Here is a 22297-nt window from a genome sequence, read left to right as displayed (position 1 = left end):
TAGGTGAGGGCCGGAGCCGCCGTGCATACCCCCTCATCCGGCCCTTCGGGCCACCTTCTCCCCGGCGGGGAGAAGGGAGGAGGACGCGCCGGCGGTTTTCCCTTCTCCCCTCGGGAAGAAGGTGCCGGCAGGCGGATGAGGGGGCCTTGTCGCCAGGCCACGCGGGCAACGGAGACACCATGACGGAAGAGACGGCGGGACGCGGCGACGCCATGTCGGCGTCCTGGAGCGAGACGTCGCTTGCGGGAGCGGCGGCGGCCGTCGCCGCGGTCTACGGCATCGAGGGAACGGCGAAGCGCCTGTCGAGCGAGCGCGACGAGACCTTCCTGTTTTCCGCCGCCGACGGCGCGCGGTACACGCTGAAGATCGCCAATCCGGCGGAGGACCCGGCCGCGCTCGACTTCCAGGACGGCGCGCTCCTCCACCTCGAACGCCACGCGCCGGCCGTGCCGGTGCCGCGCATCGTGCCGACGCGGGGCGGCGGGCACAGCCATGCGCTTGCGACCGTCGACGGGCCGCGCATCGTGCGCCTGCTCACCTTCCTGCCGGGCGAGCTGCAATACCGCACGCCGCCCGCGCTCGCGCAGAGCCGCGCCGTCGGCCGGGCGCTCGCCGCCCTCGGCCTCGGCCTGTCCGGCTATGACGGGCAGCCGCCCGCCGGCAAGCTGATGTGGGACATCTCGCACACGCTCGACCTCGTCGCGGTGGTGGACCACGTCGCGCCCGAGCGGCGCGGGCAGGCCGAGGCGGTCCTCGCCGAATTCGAGCGGACCCTGCCGGCGATTGCGGCGCTGGAGCGGCGCCAGATCATCCACAACGACTTCAACCCGCACAACATCCTCGTCGATCCCGCAGCCCCCGACAGCGTCGTCGGCATCATCGACTTCGGCGACATGGTGCGCGCGCCGATGGTCAACGACCTCGCCGTCGGCCTCTCCTATCACCTGGCGACGGAGGACTGGGCGGCGCGCGCGGGCGCCTATCTCGAGGGCTTCCTGTCCGCCCGCCCGCTGCTCGAGCCGGAGCTCGCCGTGCTGCCGGTGCTCGTCCGGGCGCGGCTCGCCATGTCGATCATCGTCGCGGAATGGCGCTCGGCGCGCTTTCCGGAGAACCGCGCCTACATCATGCGCAACCACGCCGCCGCCTGGGCGGGCCTGCGCAACATCGCCGACCTGACGGCGGCGGGCCTGAAGCGGCTCGCGCCCAACCCCGCGGAGGCCTGATCCCATGTCGATGGTGAATGCGTTCACGAGCGAGGATTTCGAGCGGCTCGACGCCGCCGACCGGGCGCTGATCGCCCGGCGCGAGAAGGTGCTCGGCCCCGCCTACCGGCTGTTCTACGAGCGGCCGCTGCATCTGGTGCGCGGCGAGGGCGTCTTCCTCTACGACGCGGCGGGCGAGAGGTATCTCGACGCCTACAACAACGTCGCCTCGCTCGGCCATTGCCATCCGCGCGTGGTCGAGGCGATCACGCGGCAGACGGCGATCCTCAACACCCACACGCGCTACCTGCACGAGGGCATCGTCGACTATGCCGAGGCGCTGACGGCGACCTTCCCCGCGGGCCTCGCCCAGGCGATGTTCACCTGCACCGGCAGCGAGGCGAACGACCTCGCCGTCCGCATCGCCCGCTACGTCACCGGCGGCACGGGCATCATCGCCACCGAGCTCGCCTATCACGGGCTGACGGGCGCGGTCGCCGAGTTCTCGCCCTCGCTCGGCGACGCGGTGACGCTGGGGCCGCACGTGCGCACCGTGCCCGCGCCCGACAGCTACCGCGGCGCGCCCGGCGAGGCGATGGAGCGGTTCGGCCGCGACGTCGCCGCCGCCATCGCCGACCTGAAGCGCCACGGCATCCGGCCGGCCATGCTGATCGCCGACTCGATCTTCTCCAGCGACGGCATCTTCGCCGGGCCCGAAGGCTTCCTGAAGCCGGCGGTCGAGGCGATCCATGCGGCGGGCGGCCTCTTCGTCGCCGACGAGGTGCAGCCGGGCTTCGGCCGCACCGGCGAGGCGATGTGGGGCTTCGAGCGCCACGGCGTCTCGCCCGACATGGTCACGCTCGGCAAGCCGATGGGCAACGGCTATCCGATGGCGGGCCTCGTGCTCAGGCCCGAGGTGATCGCCGGTTTCGGCCCGAACGCCCGCTACTTCAACACCTTCGGCGGCAACCCCGTCGCCGCCGCCGCCGGCCGAGCCGTGCTCGACACGATCCGCGAGGAAGGGCTGCAGGAAAACGCGCTGCAGGTCGGCCGCCATCTCGCGGACGGGCTGAAAGACCTCGCCGGCCGGCATGCCGCCATCGGCGACGTGCGCGGCGCGGGCCTCTTCGTCGGCGTCGAGATCGTCTCCGACCGGGCCGAGAAGCGCGCCGACGCGGCACTGACCACCCGCATCGTCAACGGCCTGCGCGACCGCCGGGTGCTGATCAGCGCGGCGGGCCCACGCGCCAACGTGCTGAAGATCCGCCCTCCCCTCGTCTTCTCCCGCGAGAATGCCGACACGCTGGTCGCGGCGCTGGACGACGTGCTGCGGGCGCGCTGACGCCGCGGAACCCTTTGGCGGATGCCGCGTTTCCCCGGCGAATGCGAGGGTGATCGCAATGAAATGACAAGGGTGCTGCTTTCCCCTTTTCCCGGCGGGGAGAAGGGGAAAGCAGGCGGACGAGGGGGCCGAAGGCAAGGCGTGCCGTCCCCCTCATCCGGCCCTCCGGGCCACCTTCTCCCCGCCGGGGAGAAGGAAAGCCACCGTCATGCGTATCCCCGCCATCCGGAGGGGTCATGGGCGAGACATGGACAGGGGACGACGAGACGCGGCATTTCCTCGTCGGGCTTGCGCGCGGGCTCGCCGGCGCGCTGCTCTTCGCGCTGCCGATGCTGATGACCATGGAGATGTGGTCGCTCGGCCTCTATGTCGAGCGCAGCCGGCTGTTCCTCCTCTGCCTCCTCGCCCTGCCGCTCCTCGTCGTGCTCGCCCGGCTGATCGGCTTCGAGAACGTCACCTCCTGGCCGGCGGCGGTGCGCGACGCGCTGATCGCCTACGGGCTCGGCATCCTGCTCGGCGCGGCCGTCCTCCTCCTCTTCGGCATCCTCGACGACCAGCCGACGGCCGACACGATCGCCGCCAAGGTGGCGCTGCAATCGGTGCCCGCCGGCATCGGCGCGCTGCTCGGCCGCAGCCAGCTCGGCCGCCATTCGGAGGAGCGCGACGCGGAGGACGGCGACGACGGCGGCGAGACCGGCTATGTGCACGAGCTCTTCATGATGATGACGGGCGCGCTGTTCTTCAGCCTCAACATGGCGCCGACGGAGGAGATGGTGCTGATCGCCTACAAGATCACCCCCTTCCACACGCTTCTCGCGGTGATCGTCTCCGTCGCGCTGATGCACGGCTTCGTCTATGCGTTGCATTTCCGCGGCAGCCACCGCCCGGCGGAGGGTCGCGCCTGGTGGGATCCGTTCCTGCGCTTCACGCTGCCGGGCTACGTCATCGCGCTTTCCGTCAGCCTCTATGCGCTGTGGACCTTCGGCCGGCTCGACCATACCGGCTTCTCGCCCGCCGTCACCGCCGCCGTCGTGCTCGGGCTGCCCGCCGCCGTCGGCGCGGCCTCGGCGCGGCTGGTTCTGTAGAGGAGGGCACCATGACGAGATCGTCCCGCAGCGGCTCCGTCGAGAGCGCGGAGGCCCACTGGGTGGAATGGCTGGCGGGCGGGGTCTCCGCCCTGCTGGTGGCGGCCCTCCTCGGCTGGCTCGCCTGGGACGCGCTCCAGTACCGGCAGGACCCGCCCGCCTTCACCGTCGACGTCGTCTCCGTCACGCCCGAGTCCGGCGGCTGGCGCGTCGCCTTCGAGGTGCGCAACACCGCGTCCACGGCGGCGGCCGGCGTCGAGGTGCGCGGCACGCTTTCGGGCGGGGAGAGCGCCGACGTCACCTTCGACTACGTCGCCGCGCGATCCGGGGAGAAGGGCGCCCTCTTCTTCCGCGGCGACCCGCGCGCGGGCGGCCTCGCGCTCGCCGTCGCCGGCTATGCCGACCCGTGAAAGGCTCACCCGTGAAAGGACAGCGATGAACCAACCGTCCCTGACGCACGAGCGGGAGCTGCGCCGGTCCCGCCCCCTCTGGCTCGACAGCCCCCGCATCTCCGTGCGCACCCGCACGCATCCCTCGCTGTCGCGCTACGACGCGGTCGTGGTGGGGGCCGGCATCAGCGGCGCGCTCGTCGCCCATGCGCTCGCCGGCGTCGGGCGCTCGGTGCTGATCGTCGACCGCCGGCCGCCGGTGCGCGGCAGCTCGATCGCCAGCACGGCGATGATCCAGCACGAGATCGACGTGCCGCTGACGCGGCTCGGCCGGATGATCGGCCGGGAGCGGGCGGCGCGGGCCTGGCAGCGCTCGGCCGGCGCCGTGCTGCGGCTGGAGGAGACGGTGAACACGCTCGGCCTCTCCTGCGGCTTCCGCCGCAAGGGCGCGCTCTACCTCGCCGGCGACGAGATGGGCGCGCGGGCGCTGAAGGCCGAGGCGAAGGCGCGGGAAGCGGCCGGCATCGGCGCGCGCTTCCTCGATGCGGCGACGCTGCGCGAGACCTACGGACTGGACCGGACGGGCGCGATCGAAAGCGGGATATCGGCCTCGGCCAATCCCGGCCAGCTCACCGCCGGCCTGCTGCGCGACCTGCAGAGGCGCGGGGTGGAGATCGTCGCCGGCACGGAGATCACCGACCTTCGCAGCCTGTCGGAGGAGGTGGTGATGGCGACCGGCGAGGGCCGGCTGATCGGCGCGGGGCACGCCATCTTCTGCACCGGCTACGAGTTCCTCAAGCGCCTCGCCGACAAGCGCCACCGCATCATCTCCACCTGGGCGCTCGCAAGCCGCCCCGGCCTCGCCGTACCCGGCTGGCTGAAGGACCGCCTCGTCTGGGAGGCCTCCGACCCCTATCTCTACCTCCGCGTCGACGCGGCCGGCCGGCTGGTGGCCGGCGGCGAGGACGAGGAGGACGAGGAGGCCTTCCGCTCCGCCGGGAAACTCGTCACGCATACCGACGCGATCCGCCGCAAGGTCGAGGCGCTGATCGGCGTGAAGCTCGGCGCGCCGGCCTATCGCTGGGCCGCCGCCTTCGGCGCGACGGCGACCGGCCTGCCGCTGATCGGCCCCGTGCCCGGCCTCGCCAACGTCCACGCCGTGATGGGCTTCGGCGGCAACGGCATCACCTTCAGCCAGATCGCCGCCGAGATCGTCTCCGCCGCGGTCAACGGCACCCGCGACCCCGACGCCGACCTCTTTGCCTTCGACTAGGAGCGGTCCCCCCTTCTCCCCGCCGGCAGGGCAGTCGCATATGGAACCATGAGGGCGCCTTCTGCCCCTTCTCCCCGCCGGGGAGAGGTCGCGGCAGCGGGATGAGGGGGGACGCGCGCCAGGCGAAAGCAGGGTCGCCAGCGCCTGTCTACCCCCTCATCCGACCCTTCGGGCCACCTTCTCCCCGCCGGGGAGAAGGGGACGCCCTCGTCATCTCAGGAGCGCTCCGCCGCCTTCCCGCGCTGGAGGGCGGCGAGCACGGAGCGCTCGGAGCGGGTGAGATAGGCGTCGAGGCCGGCGAGCGCGGCGGCACGGTCGCCGGCCTGCAGGCGGACGAGCAGGGCGGCGTTGAGCGCGACATAGGGCGCGTGCAGGTGGGCGGTGTCCTCCAGCCGGCCGAAGACGAGGCGCAGCTCGGCGAGGATGAGGTCGAAGCAGGCGGAGAGGCGCGGGCTGTCGCAGAGCTCCACCATGGCGCGGTGGAACGCCATGTTGGCCGTGCCGACCCGCTGCCAGTCGCCGCGCGCCTGCCCCTCCTCGCCGTCCGCGACCAGCGCCGCCATGCGCGAGAAGGCCGGGTGGCCGGGCACGGCGGCCTCCACCGCGCCCCGCTGGATAACGCGGCGGGCGCGGTAGATGTCGAGCACGGCCGCCGCATCCGGCGAGGCGACGAAGACGCCGCGGTTGGGGATATGGGCAAGTAGGCCCTGGCTCGTCAGCAGGCGGAAGACCTCGCGCAGCGTGTTGCGCGAGATGCCGTAGCGGGCGGCCACCTCGTGCTCCGACAGCCGCTCGCCCGGCGCGAACCGCCCGGCGATCAGCCCGTCGCGGATCTCGCCCGCCACGCGCTCGGAGAGCGGCCGGCCGCCGTCGCGCGCGGTCATGCGGCGGCGGCCGGGGCCGGCATGCCCCCCTCTGCCCTGCCGGGCATCTCCCCCTCAAGGGGGCAGACCGGCAAGAAGCGGAAACCGTGCTCAAGCCGCACCCCCGGCGACGGGCAAGGCAGTGCCCCGATCGATCTCCCGGCCTGAGGGGGAGATGCCCGGCAGGGCAGAGGGGCGTGCGGCGGCGCATGCATCATCATATCCGGTCCCTTCGGTATTTTTCACCCGGCCATATTGTTGAACAATCATATCCGTGTTATCCAACAATTCCAAGCGGAATCCATCACGAAGGACGCGGCCATGGCAAGCATCGACCTCAACAGCGATCTCGGCGAGAGTTTCGGCCCCTGGCCGATGGGCGACGACGTGTCGATGCTGTCGATCGTCACCAGCGCCAACATCGCCTGCGGCTTCCACGCCGGCGACCCGGCGGGCATCCTCTCCGTGCTGAAGGCGGCGGCGGAGCGCGGTGTGGCGGTCGGCGCCCATGTCGGCTACCGCGACCTCGTCGGCTTCGGCCGGCGCGACATGGACCCGTCGAGCGCCGAGCTTGTCGCCGACACGATCTACCAGATCGGCGCGCTCCAGGGCCTGGCGACGGCGGCCGGCACGCGGGTCCGCTACGTCAAGCCGCACGGCGCGCTCTACAACACCATCGCGAACGACGCCCGCCAGGCCGCCGACGTGATCGCCGGCATCAGGGCGGTCGACCCCGCGCTCGTGCTGATGGCGCTTTCCGGCGCGCCGATCGTCGCGCAGGCGCGCGCGGCGGGGCTCACCGTCGTCTGCGAGGCCTTCGCCGACCGCGCCTACAATGCCGACGGCTCGCTCGTCAGCCGCAGGCTGCCGGGCGCCGTCATCCACGATCCGCAGGCGGTCGCGGACCGCATGCTGCGCCTCGTCACGGAGGGCCGCATCACGGCGATCGACGGCAGCGAGATCGCGCTCGAGGCGCAGTCGATCTGCATCCACGGCGACACGCCGGCCGCCGTCGCCATCGCGAGGACGCTGCGCGAGGCGCTTTCCGCGGAGGGCGTCGCGCTGCAACCCTTCGTCCATGGCTGAGCGGCTGCGCTTCCTGCCGGCCGGCAGCGACGCCGTCCTGGTCGAGCTCGACGATCTCGAGGCGACGCTGGCGCTGTTCGACGCGCTTTCCGCCGCCCGGCCGGAGGGCGTCGCCGAGCTGGTGCCGGCCGCGCGCACGCTGATGGTGCGCTTCGACCCGCGCGTCACCGGCCCCGCCCGGCTCGCGGACGGGATCGCCGCCCTCGACCTCTCCGAGCGGCGCGCGCGCGTCGGCGAGACCTTCGACATCCCCGTCGTCTACGACGGCGAGGACCTCGCCGACGTCGCGGAAATCCTCGGCTGGACGGTGGAGGAGGTGATCCGCCGCCACACCGCGGCGACCCATACCGTCGCCTTCACCGGCTTCGCGCCGGGCTTCGCCTACATGACCTCCGACGATCCCGGCTTCGACGTGCCGCGCCGCAAGAGCCCGCGCGTGCGCATCCCGGCGGGCTCCGTCGCCATCGCCGGGCCATTCTCCGGCATCTATCCCTCCGACAGCCCCGGCGGCTGGCAGCTCCTCGGCCGCACGCCGCTTGCGATGTGGGACACGAGCCGCTTCCGCCCCGCCCTGCTCGCCCCCGGCGACCGGGTGCGGTTCCGCGATATGGCGGCATTGGAGAAAAGCACCTCCCTCCGGCCCACCCCGCCCCGCCCCCGGCCGATCTCCCCCGTTCAGGAGGAGGCGGCAGGCAGGCCGGAGGGGGATGGCCGGCCCGCCGGCGGCCTCCGCGTCACCCGCACCGACCGCCCGGCCCTGTTCCAGGACCGCGGCCGCCCCGGCCGGGCCGACCAGGGCGTGGCGGAATCCGGCGCGCTCGACCGCGACAGCCTCGCCGAGGCCAATCTCGCCGTCGGCAACCCGCCCGGGACGGCGGCGCTGGAGATCGCCTTCGGCGGCTTCGCGCTGAGGGCGGACCGGCCGGTCACGCTCGCCGTCGCCGGCGCCCCCTGCCCGCTCGCGATCCGCACCGCCGGCGGCCGCACCGTCGCCGTCCCCTCCGGCCGGCCCTTCGCGCTCGACGCGGGCGACGAGCTGACGCTCGGCCTGCCGCCGGAGGGCATGCGCAGCTACCTGGCGCTGCGCGGCGGCTTCGCGGTCGCGCCGGTGCTGGGCTCGGCGTCGACGGATACGCTGGCGAAGATCGGCCCCGCGCCGGTTACCGCGGGCGACGTGCTCATGCCGGCGGAGGGCCGCGCCGTCGCCGTCGATCCCTTCCGCCCGGCGCCCGCAAGGCTGCCGAAGGCGGGCGAGACGGTGACGCTCGACATCGTGCCCGGCCCGCGCACCGACTGGTTCACCGACAGGGGCGTGGAGACGCTCGCCGCGCAGGACTGGGAGGTGACGGCCGAATCGAGCCGCGTCGGCATGCGCCTTGCCGGCAGCCGGCCGCTCGAGCGGCACGACGCCGCCGAGCTGCCCTCCGAGGGCACGCCGCGCGGGGCGATCCAGGTGCCGCACAGCGGCCAGCCGGTGCTCTTCCTCGCCGACCATCCGCTGACCGGCGGCTATCCGGTGATCGGCGTCGTCGCGAGCCACCATCTCGGCCTCGCCGGCCAGATCCCGATCGGCGCGCGGATCCGCTTCAACGCGCTCACCGCCTTCCGTCCTCTCATCCGGGAAACCGACCGATGAAGAAACTGCTCATCGCCAACCGCGGCGAGATCGCCGTGCGCATCGCCCGCGCCGCGCGCGACTACGGCGTCGCCTCCGTGGCGGTCTATTCCGACGACGATGCCGGCGCGCTCCATGCGGAGGCCGCCGACGAGGCCTACGGGCTCGGCCCCGGCCGCCCGGCCGACACCTATCTGGACATCGGCAGGATCCTCGACATCGCCCGCCGCGCCGGGGCCGACGCCGTCCATCCCGGCTACGGCTTCCTGTCGGAGCGGGCGGAATTCGCGAAGGCCGTGATCGATGCCGGCCTCACCTGGGTCGGGCCGCCGCCCGCCGTCATCGCCGCGCTCGGCGACAAGGTCGAGGCGCGGCGCATCGCGGCCGGCGTCGGCGCACCGCTGGTCAGGGGCTCGGACGGGCCGCTCGCCACGGCGGCGGACGCCGTCGCCTTCGCGAAGGAGGCCGGCCTGCCGCTCGCCATCAAGGCCGCCTTCGGCGGCGGCGGGCGCGGCATGAAGGTGGCGCGGAGGCTGGAGGAGGTCGGCGAGCTCTTCGATTCGGCCGTGCGCGAGGCGACGGAGGCCTTCGGCCGCGGCGAATGCTATGCCGAGCAGTTCCTCGACCGGCCGCGCCACATCGAGGCGCAGGTGCTGGCCGACGGGCACGGCAACACCCTCGTCCTCGGCACCCGCGACTGCTCGCTGCAGCGGCGCAACCAGAAGCTCGTCGAGGAGGCCCCCGCCCCCTTCCTCGACGGCACGACCCGCACCCGCATCCACGAGGCCGCCCGCGCCATCTGCGCGGCCGCCGGCTATGTCGGGGCGGGCACGGTGGAGTTCCTGCTGTCGGAGGGGGGCGTCCTCTCCTTCCTGGAGGTGAACACGCGCCTGCAGGTCGAGCATCCCGTCACGGAGGAGACGACCGGCCTCGACATCGTCGTCGAGCAGCTGCGCATCGCCGACGGCCTGCCGCTGGCGCTCACGGAGACGCCGGAGCCGCGCGGCCACGCCTTCGAATTCCGCATCAATGCCGAGGACCCCGGCCGCGGCTTCCTGCCGACGCCCGGCCGCATCACCCGCTTCCGTCCGCCGTCGGGGCCGGGCGTGCGGCTCGACAGCGGCGTGGAGGCGGGTTCGGAGATCCCCGGCCTCTACGATTCGCTGATGGCGAAGCTGATCGTCAGCGGGCCGACGCGGGAGGTGGCGCTCGCCCGCGCCCGGCGCGCGCTCGGCGAATTCGTCATCGAGGGCATCGCCTCGGTGCTGCCCTTCCACCGCGCGGTGCTCGCGGAACCGGCCTTCACCGGCGAGGACGGCTTTTCCGTCTACACGAACTGGATCGAGACGGAATTTGCGGGCGTCCCCCCTGCCCCGCGCGTCGATCCGGCCGAGGGCGGGCTTCTTTCTACCTTCGTCGAGATCGACGGCCGCCGCCACCGGCTCGGCCTGCCCGCCGCGCTCTTCTCCGGCCTCTCCGCCGCGCAGCCGTCGCAAGGCCCCGCCGAGCGGCCGGGCGCGGTGACGGCGCCGATCCCCGGCACGCTGCAGCAATGGCTGGTCGCGGACGGGGCGGAGGTCGCCAAAGGCGAGGCCGTGGCGCTGATCGAGGCGATGAAGATGGAGACCCGCGTGCTCGCGCCGAAGGCCGGCCGCCTGCGCATCGCCGCCGAGGCCGGCAGGACCGTGGCGCTCGGGGCAGAGCTGGCGGTGGTTGAGTGAGGCGGCCCCTCCCCTTGATCCAGGGTAATCGCACCGGAAACGACGAGGGCGCTTCTTGCCCCTTCTCCCCGTCGGGAAGAAGGTCGCGGCAGCGGGATGAGGGGGCGCCGCAGGCGAAATCATGATCGCCAAGCCGTGTTTCACACCCTCATCCGCCCTTCGGGCCCCTTCTCCCCGACGGGGAGAAGGGAAACGGCAACCTCGCAGCGGCATACGCACGACAACAGGAACCGACACGGAGACCACGCCATGAAACCAGCCCCCATCACCGAGGCCCCGGCCGATGCCGCCGCGCGCAAGGCGGTGAAGCCCGTCGTCTGCTATCCGGTGGAAAGCCTGCCGCGCCCGGACCTTTCCGCCTACCGGGCGCTGCGCGACGACCTGGAGCTCGTCGAGACCGTCACCGTGCCGCCGCGCGAGGCGGCCGCCTGGCAGGTGCCGGCCGGCCATTTCTGCCGCCTCGTCTGCAGCGAGGGCCCGCAGGTGGGCGACCTCAACCTGTTCAACCTGCACGACCTTTCGGAACGCTTCTACAGCGGCAAGACGCGCGCGCTCTCCGGCACCCATGTCGGCCTCGGCGACCAGCTCTTCTCCTCCTTCCCCTACATGCGGCCGATCGCCACCATCACCCACGACACGCTCGACTGGTACGGCTTCGACGAATTCGGCGGCTCGGTGCACGACGTCATCGGCACGCGCTGCGACCCCTACACGCACAACCTGCTCAGCCATGGCGGCCAGTACCACCATTGCTGCCATTCCAACCTCACCCGGGCGCTGGCGAACCACACCGGCATGCCGAGGGAGGCGGCCGCCGCCCATGTCCACGACGTGCTCAACGTCTTCATGTGCACAGGCTTCACCCGCGACACGGGCCAGTATTTCATGAAGGCGAGCCCGGTGCGCCCCGGCGACTATCTCGAATTCTTCGCCGAGATCGACCTCCTCGCCTGCATGTCCGCCTGCCCCGGCGGCGACTGCTCGTCGGAGCATTCCTCCGACGCCGCCGTCTGCCATCCGATGCTGGTGGAGGTCTACAGGGCCCCGCGCCGGCCGGAAGGCTGGACCCCGCCGCCCGTCAACGGCTATGACGGGTCGCATGGGATGTGATCCCCAACCTCTCAAGGGCGGGGCCGTCGCATATGGAATGACGAGGATGCCTTCTGCCCCTTCTCCCCGCCGGGGAGAAGGTCGCGGCAGCGGGATGAGGGGGCCACAGGCAGGATGCGGCGAACTTGCCCCCTCATCCGGCCCTTCGGGCCACCTTCTCCCCGGCGGGGAGAAGGGAAAAGCGGCAAGGCCGCATCTCCATGCGATGGGCCTGCCCTTGAGGGGGTGATCGCAACGCACCAGGGACGGGACCGATGACCGACGACAGGCAATGGGCGAACCGGGCGGTGGCGCTGATCGAGGCGGACCAGCGCCGTTCGGCCGACACGCATCTCCTCAGGCTCGAGACCGGCTTTGCCGGCGTCGACATCTACCTCAAGGACGAATCCACCCACCCGACCGGCAGCCTGAAGCACCGGCTCGCCCGCTCGCTCTTCCTCTATGCGCTGGTCAACCGCAAGATCCGCGAGGGCGTGCCGGTGGTGGAGGCGTCGTCGGGCTCGACGGCCGTGTCGGAGGCCTATTTCGCCCGCATGATCGGCGTGCCCTTCTACGCCGTCGTGCCGGAGGCGACCTCGGCGGAGAAGATCGCGGCGATCGGGCATTACGGCGGACGCTGCCATTTCGTGGCGCCGGGCGTCTCGCTCTACGAGGCGGCCGCCCGCCTCGCGCAGGAGCTCGGCGGCCACTACATCGACCAGTTCACCCATGCCGAGCGGGCGACCGACTGGCGCGGCAACAACAACATCGCCGAGAGCATCTTCGACCAGCTCGCCCGCGAGGAGCACCCCGTGCCGCGCTGGATCGTCATGAGCGCCGGCACGGGCGGCACGACGGCGACGATCGGCCGCTACATCCGCTACAAGCGGCTGGAGACGCGCCTCCTCGGCGTCGACCCGGAATTCTCCGCCTTCTTCGAGAGCTACCGCACGGGCAGCCGCGCCGTCACCTGCGAGCGGCCCTCGCGCATCGAGGGCATCGGCCGGCCGCGCGTCGAGCCTTCCTTCATCCCGGAGATCATCGACGAGATGGTGCGCGTGCCGGACGAGGCGGCACTCGGCGCCATGCGCGCGCTGTCGGCCCATCTCGGCCGCGGCGTCGGCGGCTCGACGGGCAGCAATTTCGCCGCCCTCTGCTGGAAGGCCGCCGCCATGATCCGCCGCGGCGAGCGGGGCTCGCTCGTCTCGCTCATCTGCGATCCCGGCGAACGCTACTCGCGCACCTACTATGCCGAGGACTGGCTCGCCGCCTGCGGGCTCGACTGCCGCAAGGCCGAGGACGAGGTCGCCGCCTTCCTCGCCACCGGCCGCTTCGCGCGCGAATTCGAGGCCGCCGCCTCCCCCGCCGCTTAACGTTAACGCGAGGCGCGACGCCGCAGGGCCTGTCTATCCGCCCGCAAAGCTGCTAGAAAATCGCCGGGAAGTTGCGGTGCGGCTTTCCGTCGGCAATCGCTTTGGAACGGGTGGTCATGTCGGGGAAGATCGTCGCCGTCGCTGGGATCGGTTATGTCGGACTGTCGAATGCCGTGCTCCTCGCGCAGCGCAACCGCGTCCGGGCGCTCGACGTCGACGCCGCCCGCGTCGCCCGGCTGAGGGCCGGCGAGAGCCCGATCATCGATCCCGACATCTCCCGCTACCTCGCCGAGGCGCCGCTCGACCTCACGGCGACGACCGATCCGGCGGAAGCCTATGCGGATGCCGATTTCGTGGTCGTGGCGACACCCACGAACTACCATCCCGTCTCCAACTACTTCGACACGTCGAGCGTCGAGGCGGTCGCGCGCGATGTCCTCCGGCTCGCCCCGCAGGCCACCATCGTCATCAAGTCCACCGTGCCGGTCGGCTTCACCCGCGACATCTCGCAGCGGCTCGGCACGGACCGGATCCTCTTCAGCCCGGAATTCCTGCGCGAGGGCAAGGCGCTCCACGACAACCTCCATCCCTCGCGCATCGTCGTCGGCGGGCGCGGCGAGCGGGCGCAGGTCTTCGCCGGCCTGCTGCGCGAGGCCGCGCTCGACGCCGACGTGCCGGTGCTCTTCACCGACCCGACCGAGGCGGAGGCGATCAAGCTCTTCGCCAACACCTATCTCGCCTTGCGCGTCGCCTATTTCAACGAGCTCGACAGCTATGCGCTCGCCCACGGCCTCGACGCGCGACAGATCATCGAGGGCGTCGGGCTCGATCCGCGCATCGGCGGCCACTACAACAATCCCTCCTTCGGCTACGGCGGCTATTGCCTGCCGAAGGACAGCAAGCAGCTGCTCGCCAACTATGCCGACGTGCCGCAGAACCTCATCCGCGCCGTGGTCGACGCCAACCGCACGCGCAAGGATTTCATCGCCGAGGCGATCCTCGCGCGCAATCCGCGCTGCGTGGGCATCCACCGGCTGGCGATGAAGACCGATTCCGACAATTTCCGGCAGAGCTCCGTGCAGGGCATCATGCGCCGCCTCCAGGCGAAGGGCGTCGAGGTCATCGTCCACGAGCCCGCGCTTGCCGTCCCGGTCTTTTCCGGCGCGCGCGTCGTCAACGACCTCGCGGCCTTCAAGGCCGAGGCGGACCTGATCGCGGCCAACCGGATGGCCCCGGAGATCGCCGACGCGGCGGAAAAGATCTTCACCCGCGACATCTTCGGCATGGACTGAACCCCGCCGCGGGGGCGGCGGGGAGGAATGCAGGACGTCACTCAAGCGATCGCCTTCCCGAATGCGCACAAGGGCGCGTATCCGCCCGAAAGCACGGCAGGGGCGCCGGCACGGAACGACATGACCAGGATGCTCGCCGATATCGCGCACAGGGCCGCCGAGGGGGAGACGGCGTCGATCCCGGCGGCGCTGCGCGCGCTGCTGCGCCATCTTTCCGCGAAACGGCGGCGCATGCTCGCGCCGCTCCTGGCGCTGATGCTCGTCGGCGCGCTGGCGGAGCTCTTCACCATCGGCGCGCTGCTGCCCTTCCTCGCCGCCATCGCCGCGCCGGACGACACGCCGGTGCTGCAGGCGCTGCGGCCGCTGTTCGACCTCCTCGGCGCCAGCGGGCACCGGCAGGTCCTCTACGCGCTGACGGGCCTGTTCGCCGGCGCCGCGCTGCTCGCCGCGGTGCTGCGGCTCCTGCTGCTGTGGGCGAGCCAGAAATTCGTCTACGGCGTGTCCTGCGAACTCGGCGTGAAGCTCTATGCCGACACGCTCGGCCAGCCCTATTCCTACCACACCCTGCGCAACAGCAGCGAGATCATCGCCTCGATCAACAAGGTGGAGATGGTCACGAACCACGTGCTGTCGCCGCTGATGACGGCCGCCGTCGCCGCCGTCATCGCCGTCTTCATCGTCGCCGGGCTGATCGTCATCGACCCGGTGGTGGCGCTCACCGCCGGCGGCGGCTTCGTCGCCATCTATCTGGCGGTCTCCTTCGCCACGCGCCGCCGCCTGCAGGCGAACGGCGTCGCCATCGCCCGCGCGCAGGGGGATCGCGTGCGGGCGATGCAGGAGGGCCTCGGCGGCATCCGCGACGTGCTGATCGACCGGTCGCAGCCGGTCTTCGTCGAGGCCTACGAGCGCGCCGAGAGGGCCTTCCGCGACGCGCGGGCGAGGAACGCGCTCTTCGCCCACGCGCCGCGCTTCCTGGTGGAGGGCGCCGGCACGGTGCTGATCGCGCTGGTGGCCGTCGGCGTCGCCGGGCGGCCGGGCGGCATCCTCGCGGCGATCCCCGTGCTGGGCGCGCTGGCGCTCGGCGCCCAGCGCCTCCTGCCGCTCATCCAGCAGGTCTACAACGGCTGGGCCTCCGCGATGGGCAACCGGCAGAACCTCGCCGACGTCGTCGCCCTGCTCGCGCGCGGGGCGCCGGAGGCGGGCGAGCCGGCGGCCCCCCTCCCCTTCCGCGAGGCGATCGCGCTTTCCGGCGTCGGCTACGCCTATGCGGGCGGGCGGGGCCGCGCGCTGTCCGGCATCGATCTCGTGATCGAGCGGGGCGCGCGCATCGGCATCGCCGGGCGCACCGGCAGCGGCAAGTCGACGCTGATGGACATCCTGATCGGCCTGCTGGAGCCGACGGAGGGCGAGATCCGCGTCGACGGCGTGCGCCTTTTCGCCGAAAACCGCGCGGCCTGGCAGAGGAACATCGCCCATGTGCCGCAGGCGATCTTCCTCGCCGACGCGAGCATCGCCGAGAACATCGCCTTCGGCGTCAAGCGCGAGGCGATCGACCGCGAGCGCGTGCGCCGGGCCGCCGAGCAGGCCGAGCTCGCCGACGTCGTCGCCGCGCTGCCCGAGGGCTACGACACCTACGTGGGCGAGCGCGGCATCCGGCTCTCCGGCGGCCAGCGCCAGCGCATCGGGATCGCCCGCGCGCTCTACAAGCAGGCGAGCGTGCTCATCTTCGACGAGGCGACAAGCGCGCTCGACACCGAGACCGAGAGCGCCGTGATGACGGCGATCGACCGGCTCGACCGCAACCTGACCATCCTCATCATCGCCCACCGGCTGAGCACGCTGGAGGGATGCGACCGGGTGGTGCGGCTGGATGGAGGCGTTCTCCAGCATCCGCAGAAGGCCGCGCCATGATCCTTTATATGATCAGCTACAGCAGGGAGATCGACGGACGTGGCGTCGGAGGCCACTTCAACGATCTTCGATCGATCCTTCTCAGCCTGACGAGCGAATATTTCGTCGTGGTCATCGGAGACCGAATCCCAAGCGCCCTGAGGGATGTAGAGAACATTATCTGTATCAAACACAGCATTTTAAATATATATAATATAATTAAATGTAAATACTTTGACTACAACAGCGTGAGTGTCATTCATTCATTCGATCAAAGATCGGGGATGTTCGGCAGCCTCCTGGCAGCCCGCACACGCCTGCCGCTGATCGTGACCAAGGCCGGCGGGCCCAAGCCCGCGCTTCTGTATCCGGCGTTTAGAAACGTCGTCGTCACGCATGTGGCAGATTACGAGCATTTCTCGAACAAGAAATTATTCCCGCCGAAAAGTGTCAATCTAATTCCAAACAGGATATTTTACAGGGGCCAAAGAAACGTTGCCCGAGAAAATCCCTTCTCGGGATTTCCGACGGACTCATTCAAGGTCATGCGGATATCCAGGATTGGCGCCGATTATTACAACGATATCCTGAAGACGATAAACTTTGTACATGAACTGAATTCCTGGGGACTTAAATCCTGCCTCGCGGTTATTGGCGAGGTGGAGGACAAGAACGTCCATGATTCGATAGTAAGCTCGATGTCGCCCGATTGCATGGTTTGCCATGTCGCGCCCGAATATACGGAAGATGCGTTCGAGCTGATGCATCACGCCGACTGTGTCGTCGGCGCCGGGCGAACGGTCATGGAGGCGATGCCCCTTCGAAAGTTCATTTTCTTCGTGACACGGAAGCTGGATACCCCGTGTCTTTTACATGAGCAGACGTATAAAGTCGCATTCGCGGAAAATTTCTCGAACAGGGTTGATATCGACGACTGCACTGTTCGAAGGGCATTAGAGACGTTCTTTCACATGAAGAACGACGAGGTTTCCAAGGAATCATATTATGATTTCCTGGAAACAAGCTTCCATAGAGACTTCAGCACCTCGCCGGATGGCAATAAATACGAAGAATTATACGGAAGAGATTTGGAATATGAGAGAAATTTTGATACGATCATATTCTTCATACAAAGAGTAATATCTTTAATTGCCAGAAAATATGTAAAATTTCAGTATAAATATCTACGTAGCAAGGCTTAGAATTCATATCATTTTAAGGCCGCCGAGAGATCATCCGATGCGCATAACCCTCTATTTTACGGCACTTGGCCGCGGAGGCACGGAGCGGGTACTGGTTCGGCTCGCAAGCGAGTTCGCACGCGCGGGCCACGAGGTCGATCTCGTTCTGATGCGGCTCGGCGAAAATGCCTATGCGGATGAGAGAGACAGCCGTGTGCGGATCGTCGATCTCGGTGCACGGCATCTAAAGAGCAGCTTTCCGCTTTTCGCTCGCTATCTCCGTGGGGAGCGCCCGGACGTGGTGATTTCCGCAGGTGATCTCGCCAATGTCTTCGCCGGGTGGGCTGTCCGGCTTGTCCGGCCACGCCCTGTGCTGATCTTCACTCATCATGGCTATGTTACTCGGGCGTTCGAGAACACCAGCAACGCCAGGTCGAGGCCGCTGACGTCGATCTTGCGGCATTCACACCGGTTGGCGGATGCTGTTGTAGGGGTGAGCGATGGGGTCGCGGACAACATCAAGCGCCTGCCGGGGGTGGCACCTCGGAATGTTCACCGTATCTACAACCCTTCTTGGCACGCGTCGATGGACGTTTGCGCACGCGAGTTCGTAAGGTGCGAATGGCTGGAGCTGCGGTCGGAGCCCCTCGTCGTGGCCGTGGGCCGGCTTGATCCGGCCAAGGATTTCGCCACTTTGCTGAACGCGTTCGAAATCCTGCGAAAGAGCCGGAAGATCCGGCTTCTTGTCCTTGGCGAAGGGCCTGAACGACCCGCCCTGGAACGCCTCGTGCACGAGTTGGATCTGCAGGAGCATGTCCTCCTGCCGGGCTTCGTCGAGAACCCGTTCGCCTACATGGCGCGAGCATCCATCTTGGTCCTTTCGTCCCGGGATGAAGGTTTCGGCAATGTGCTGGTGGAGGCGATGGCGTGCGGCACGCCGGTCGTCAGCACGGACTGCCCAGGCGGCCCGGCTGAAATCCTCGACCGCGGTCGCTATGGCGCACTTGTGCCCGTCGATCGGCCTGAAGACATGGCGCAAGCCATCGAGAGTATGCTGGACAATCCGACGGACCCCGATCTGCTGCGCGAGCGCGCGCGCAAATTTTCCATCGAGGCGGCGGCGGATAATTATCTGCGACTGATCGAAACTCTGATGCCGTCGAGGCCAGCCGCGTAGGAATCGGAAGGATATCGCCCTTGAGCTATTTGCTGAGCCTTATCGTTCCCGTGTTCAACGGCAGCGACTATATCGCGCGGGCCGTCGAGAACCTGTCGCGGATTCATGCGATTTCCAACCGCATCGAAATCATCGTCGTGGATGATGGATCGACGGACGGCACCGATGACATCGTCCGGAAAACGATGCCGCAAACGGAGCGTTTCAAGCTCATCGTGGAGCCGAAAAACGATGGTCCGGGAACGGCGCGAAACACCGGGATAAGAAACGCAACGGGCGAATATATCTGGTGCGTCGATGCGGACGATATCGTGCGGCACGAAAAGATCGAGGCGATATTGTCCTCTCTCGATCGTGATCATGCCGATGTGATGGTCGCAGGATCGCGAGCGATAGGATCGACGCCCGATTCTCCGGAGCGTTTTTCCGTAATATCGAACGGACCAAGGAACTCTCTGTTGTCAGGAGAAGATTACTATGAGAAAAACTATATACAATGCTTTTTCTGGAAATTTATTATAAAAAGAGAAATTCTTATTGAAAATAAAATTATGTTTGCCGAAAAACTTTTCATGGAAGACGTGGAAATTCTCCCTAGAATTATGATGTTCACCAAAAGGTTACTCATTTCCGACATCGTCGCCTATGATTATATCCTGAGGCCATCCTCCCTCACTGCCAGCATGAACCCGACGGTTTCCACGTTCAGGATGACGTCGATGCTCAATGTCCGCGAGCAGCTTGCCCGGACGCGGCAGCATCCCCGCTGCGGCCGCCGGATAGCGGCGGCGATCGACGCGCGGATCCGGTTGCTCGATGCGGCGATCATGCAGGCCTATGCCTGCCATCCGCTCGAGGCGGGAATGGTGCGGCCCGTTCTCGCCCGGATGAAAGATGCCGGGCTTTTCCCGTTCCGGCATGTCAACAGGGCGGGCGGCATGGCGACGGTGGCGCGCTACGGGCTGATGGCGGCGATCAATCTCTCGCCGATCCGGCTGCGACGGCTGATACAATGGTTCTATGTCCGCTACTATGCCTCGCTCATACGGCGCGCGGCATGAGCGCTTCCCGTCTCAGCGCCAGGTCCGGTTCACGCGGCCATGCTCCTCCACTGGCTCCCGTCCCAGAATTGCGGCTCGTGGTCGGTGCTGTTGTAGACCATCAGGCCCTCGGCGGGCGCGGCGATGGCATCGCGCTGCGTCGTGGTCATCCGCGGCGGCAGGAAGCCGCGGGCCGTGCCGGCCACGTCGAGCAGGGCGGAGGCATGCGGCACGGTCGTGCCGATGCCGATCTGGCCGCTCGCCGCGATCCGCATCGCCTCGACGCTGTTGTTGACGCGGATCACGAACGGATGGTTGCTCATCGACGCCAGAAGGACATAGCCGCTGGTCGAGGTTCCCATCAGGAAGCGGATGTTGTTGACGGTATCCTCGCCCCGGAAATAGGCGGCGCCGGCCCCCGAGATGCCGATCGACTTGTCGAAATGCGGCGTTCCGTCCGGCGTGCCCGGCTGGCCGACGGTCAGGAGATAACGGGCTTCCGTCGTGCCGATCCCGACGAAGCCATCGGCGGCGCGCACGCGCAGCGCCGTCTTCCAGGCCGCGCCGTCCGGCGAGACCTTGACGGAGAAATCGTCGTTGCCGGCAAGGCCCATCTCGGCCCGGCCCGACCAGTCGGTCTGGAACAGGAGCGAGGCGGTATCCCCGGCCGCCGCCTTGTTGACCTTGAGCTGGTGACCGGCGCCCGCATGGGTGAGAAGCGTGGCATGGGCGGCGACGGCGAGGCGGTTCACCCCGTCCGCATCCGTGGCGATGCCGAGCTGCTGCAGACGGTCGGGCGCGGGCACGGCTTCCACCCAGTTGCCTTCATGGAAGACGTGCAAGGCCTCACCCGCCGCATCCCACAGCAACCATCCCTCCCGCGGCGGGAAAAACGCCCATGCGCCATCCTGAAAGGCGGCGATCTCGCCGGCATGGCCGGCAAAGGCACCGGCCGGCGCATCACCCACCGCATGCCGCTCCCCCTCCTCCGGACTTTCCGGCGGCGCGTCGCGGCCGATCCCGTCAACGCGGAGATGCAGCACGGCATCGAGCATGCGCAACGCCTCGTTGTGGGTGACATGCTTCTGCGCCTGCGAGGGCAGGATGTAGGGCATGTTGAGAAGATTGGTCTGTTCGCTCATGGTCAAGCTTCCTTGCGGTTCGTTTCCGTCATTATGGACGAAGCCAACCGGGCGGGGACAAGACGTCATGTAATCCGGGGGGTAGCATGACGTACCGTCCGATAATACCGCGCAGCAAGAGACGGACGCGTGCGTCTGCCGCCGGTATCTGGCCCTACCTCGTGCTTGCATTTGTCGTCGCCTTGCGGCTTGCCTCCGCGAGCACCGCGACGCTTGCCTATTTCGGCCTGGGGGCCTTTGCATTGCTGGGCCAAGGGCATGCAATCCGCGCACTCGCGCTTTCATGCCTGCTCACCATGATCAATCCCGGCATAGCGCAGGACGGAGGCGGGACGTCCATAGGCCGATATGCGGTATTACTTGCGGCCGCCGTGTCGGTTTTCTTCCACGGAACCGTTTTGCCGGGCGATATGAGACTGCGCCCGTTCATCCTCTACACCTTGCTGATCGGTCTTTTCATCATCGGGCATTCCATATTGGTCAGTCCGATCGCAGACGTCTCAATCCTCAAGGCCATATCCTGGTCCCTGACCATGGCGGCACTCATTTCGGCCTGGTGCAGCATGCCCAAACGGGAAAGGGACAACGTATCGCGAGACCTCTTCTGGGGATTGGTGATCCTGCTCGCTGCAAGTTTTCCTCTGGCTGCCATGCCGACTGGATACCTTACCAACGGAAGCGGCTTTCAAGGTGTCTTGAACCAGCCGCAGGTCTTCGGATCAGCAATGGCTATCTTGTGCGCCTGGTCAACAGCGCGGTTGTTCGGCGAGGCGCATCCACCCTGGTGGTTGCTGGGTGTGGCCGGCGCCTCCCTTGCCGCCATTCTGATGTCGGAAGCCCGAACCGCCGGCGTTGCAGCTATCCTGGGTGTGGGAGGTTCGTTGCTGGCGGGCCCCGGCCTCGCAGGCCGCTCGATTATCCGTATGGCACCCGGCTTGATAAGCAAACGTGTCTGGATCGCCTTCTTCATTTTACTCGCAGGTGGACTGATGATGGCGCCCATGGTTGCCGACAGGGCGCAAACCTTCATCACGAAATCCGGCCGCGCGGAGGTCAACGGCCTCCTGGCTGCCTATGAACTGTCGCGAGGGGGGCTGATGGACCGGATGCTGGACAATATCGAGAAACACCCGCTGGAAGGCATTGGATTCGGCATCGCATCCAGTCCACGCTCCATGGCCATCGAACGCGATGCTCTTTTTGGTTTACCGACCGGTGCGGCGGCCGAGAAGGGCGTTACCCCTCTCGTGGTTCTCGAAGAACTTGGCTTTATCGGCGCCATGCTGATCGCGCCGTGGATATGGCTTCTTCTACGCGGCAGTGCTCGCGGCGACTTTACCTCATTCGCGGTGTGCCTCACGGCGCTGCTGCTCAATTTGGGAGAAGCGACGCTCTTTTCCCCAGGAGGATTCGGCATGCTGTCACTGATCCTGCTTGGCTGGGCCTACGCGAACAGGCGTTCTCGCGTGGGAGACCAGGACCTGGCTGATACGAGGCGGCGGACGCTTCCCGCTTATAAATAGGAAAGCAGGCTCTC

The 22297-nt window shown here is 68.3% G+C and carries 18 protein-coding genes; 16 read left to right on the top strand and 2 right to left on the bottom strand.

The window, feature by feature from the left end; genetic code table 11:
• Nucleotides 1-179 precede the first annotated feature (179 nt).
• From NNZ72_RS05265 to NNZ72_RS05245, 5 genes are all read left to right on the top strand, one after another.
• Nucleotides 180-1223, top strand: a complete 1044-nt coding sequence (locus tag NNZ72_RS05265) for a phosphotransferase (protein ID WP_257313652.1) — start codon at nucleotides 180-182, stop codon at nucleotides 1221-1223.
• Nucleotides 1224-1227: 4 nt separating this feature from the next.
• Nucleotides 1228-2544, top strand: coding sequence for an aspartate aminotransferase family protein (locus NNZ72_RS05260; RefSeq protein WP_257313651.1), 1317 nt, complete (start codon nucleotides 1228-1230; stop codon nucleotides 2542-2544).
• Between the two features lie 236 nt (nucleotides 2545-2780).
• The gene (locus NNZ72_RS05255; protein WP_257313648.1) at nucleotides 2781-3629 is read left to right on the top strand and encodes a TIGR02587 family membrane protein; all 849 of its coding nucleotides are present in this window, start codon (nucleotides 2781-2783) and stop codon (nucleotides 3627-3629) included.
• A gap of 11 nt (nucleotides 3630-3640) precedes the next feature.
• Nucleotides 3641-4039 carry a TIGR02588 family protein gene (locus NNZ72_RS05250; RefSeq protein ID WP_257313646.1) on the top strand — a complete coding sequence of 133 codons (399 nt, stop codon included), beginning with the start codon at nucleotides 3641-3643 and terminating at the stop codon, nucleotides 4037-4039.
• A 25-nt stretch (nucleotides 4040-4064) separates the two neighbouring features.
• Nucleotides 4065-5291, top strand: a complete 1227-nt coding sequence (locus NNZ72_RS05245) for an NAD(P)/FAD-dependent oxidoreductase (protein WP_257313644.1) — start codon at nucleotides 4065-4067, stop codon at nucleotides 5289-5291.
• A gap of 215 nt (nucleotides 5292-5506) precedes the next feature.
• Here NNZ72_RS05245 and NNZ72_RS05240 read toward each other — a convergent pair whose 3' ends face one another.
• Complete coding sequence (locus NNZ72_RS05240) at nucleotides 5507-6175, bottom strand: GntR family transcriptional regulator (RefSeq protein WP_257313639.1); 669 nt, start codon at nucleotides 6173-6175, stop codon at nucleotides 5507-5509.
• A 300-nt stretch (nucleotides 6176-6475) separates the two neighbouring features.
• Here NNZ72_RS05240 and NNZ72_RS05235 point away from each other — a divergent pair, with 300 nt between their 5' ends.
• The 10 genes from NNZ72_RS05235 (at nucleotide 6476) to NNZ72_RS05190 (ending at nucleotide 19639) form a co-directional block, all read left to right on the top strand.
• The gene (locus tag NNZ72_RS05235) at nucleotides 6476-7240 is read left to right on the top strand and encodes a LamB/YcsF family protein (protein ID WP_257313636.1); all 765 of its coding nucleotides are present in this window, start codon (nucleotides 6476-6478) and stop codon (nucleotides 7238-7240) included.
• Entirely contained in the window at nucleotides 7233-8876 is a 1644-nt protein-coding gene (locus tag NNZ72_RS05230) for a 5-oxoprolinase subunit B/C family protein (RefSeq protein WP_257313633.1), read from the top strand. The genes NNZ72_RS05235 and NNZ72_RS05230 overlap by 8 nt, the downstream gene beginning before the upstream one ends.
• Nucleotides 8873-10576 carry an acetyl/propionyl/methylcrotonyl-CoA carboxylase subunit alpha gene (locus tag NNZ72_RS05225; RefSeq protein ID WP_257313629.1) on the top strand — a complete coding sequence of 568 codons (1704 nt, stop codon included), beginning with the start codon at nucleotides 8873-8875 and terminating at the stop codon, nucleotides 10574-10576. The genes NNZ72_RS05230 and NNZ72_RS05225 overlap by 4 nt, the downstream gene beginning before the upstream one ends.
• Nucleotides 10577-10825: 249 nt before the next feature.
• Nucleotides 10826-11686, top strand: a complete 861-nt coding sequence (locus tag NNZ72_RS05220; RefSeq protein WP_257313626.1) for an urea carboxylase-associated family protein — start codon at nucleotides 10826-10828, stop codon at nucleotides 11684-11686.
• 254 nt (nucleotides 11687-11940) lie between these two features.
• On the top strand, nucleotides 11941-13038 hold the full coding sequence (locus tag NNZ72_RS05215) for a PLP-dependent cysteine synthase family protein (RefSeq protein WP_257313624.1): 1098 nt from the start codon (nucleotides 11941-11943) through the stop codon (nucleotides 13036-13038).
• A gap of 116 nt (nucleotides 13039-13154) precedes the next feature.
• On the top strand, nucleotides 13155-14330 hold the full coding sequence (locus NNZ72_RS05210; protein WP_257313620.1) for a nucleotide sugar dehydrogenase: 1176 nt from the start codon (nucleotides 13155-13157) through the stop codon (nucleotides 14328-14330).
• A gap of 120 nt (nucleotides 14331-14450) precedes the next feature.
• Nucleotides 14451-16241: an ABC transporter ATP-binding protein gene (locus NNZ72_RS05205; RefSeq protein WP_257313617.1), complete on the top strand. Its 1791-nt coding sequence runs from the start codon at nucleotides 14451-14453 to the stop codon at nucleotides 16239-16241.
• A gap of 8 nt (nucleotides 16242-16249) precedes the next feature.
• Entirely contained in the window at nucleotides 16250-17422 is a 1173-nt protein-coding gene (locus tag NNZ72_RS05200) for a hypothetical protein (RefSeq protein ID WP_257313615.1), read from the top strand.
• 37 nt (nucleotides 17423-17459) lie between these two features.
• A complete protein-coding gene (locus tag NNZ72_RS05195) occupies nucleotides 17460-18578 on the top strand; it encodes a glycosyltransferase (protein ID WP_257313612.1) in 1119 nt (372 codons plus the stop codon).
• A 20-nt stretch (nucleotides 18579-18598) separates the two neighbouring features.
• Nucleotides 18599-19639 carry a glycosyltransferase family 2 protein gene (locus NNZ72_RS05190; protein ID WP_257313609.1) on the top strand — a complete coding sequence of 347 codons (1041 nt, stop codon included), beginning with the start codon at nucleotides 18599-18601 and terminating at the stop codon, nucleotides 19637-19639.
• A gap of 29 nt (nucleotides 19640-19668) precedes the next feature.
• On the opposite strand, the gene NNZ72_RS05185 is transcribed toward NNZ72_RS05190, so the two are convergent.
• The gene (locus NNZ72_RS05185; RefSeq protein WP_257313606.1) at nucleotides 19669-20760 is read right to left on the bottom strand and encodes a DUF2793 domain-containing protein; all 1092 of its coding nucleotides are present in this window, start codon (nucleotides 20758-20760) and stop codon (nucleotides 19669-19671) included.
• An 86-nt stretch (nucleotides 20761-20846) separates the two neighbouring features.
• Between NNZ72_RS05185 and NNZ72_RS05180 the strand changes: the two genes are divergently transcribed.
• Nucleotides 20847-22283 carry an O-antigen ligase family protein gene (locus NNZ72_RS05180; protein ID WP_257313603.1) on the top strand — a complete coding sequence of 479 codons (1437 nt, stop codon included), beginning with the start codon at nucleotides 20847-20849 and terminating at the stop codon, nucleotides 22281-22283.
• Nucleotides 22284-22297 lie beyond the last annotated feature (14 nt).

The organism is Shinella pollutisoli, from assembly GCF_024609765.1.
GTDB lineage: Bacteria > Pseudomonadota > Alphaproteobacteria > Rhizobiales > Rhizobiaceae > Shinella > Shinella pollutisoli.
Note: the sequence above shows the minus strand (reverse complement) of the source record. Positions and strands in the feature narration are given on the sequence as shown.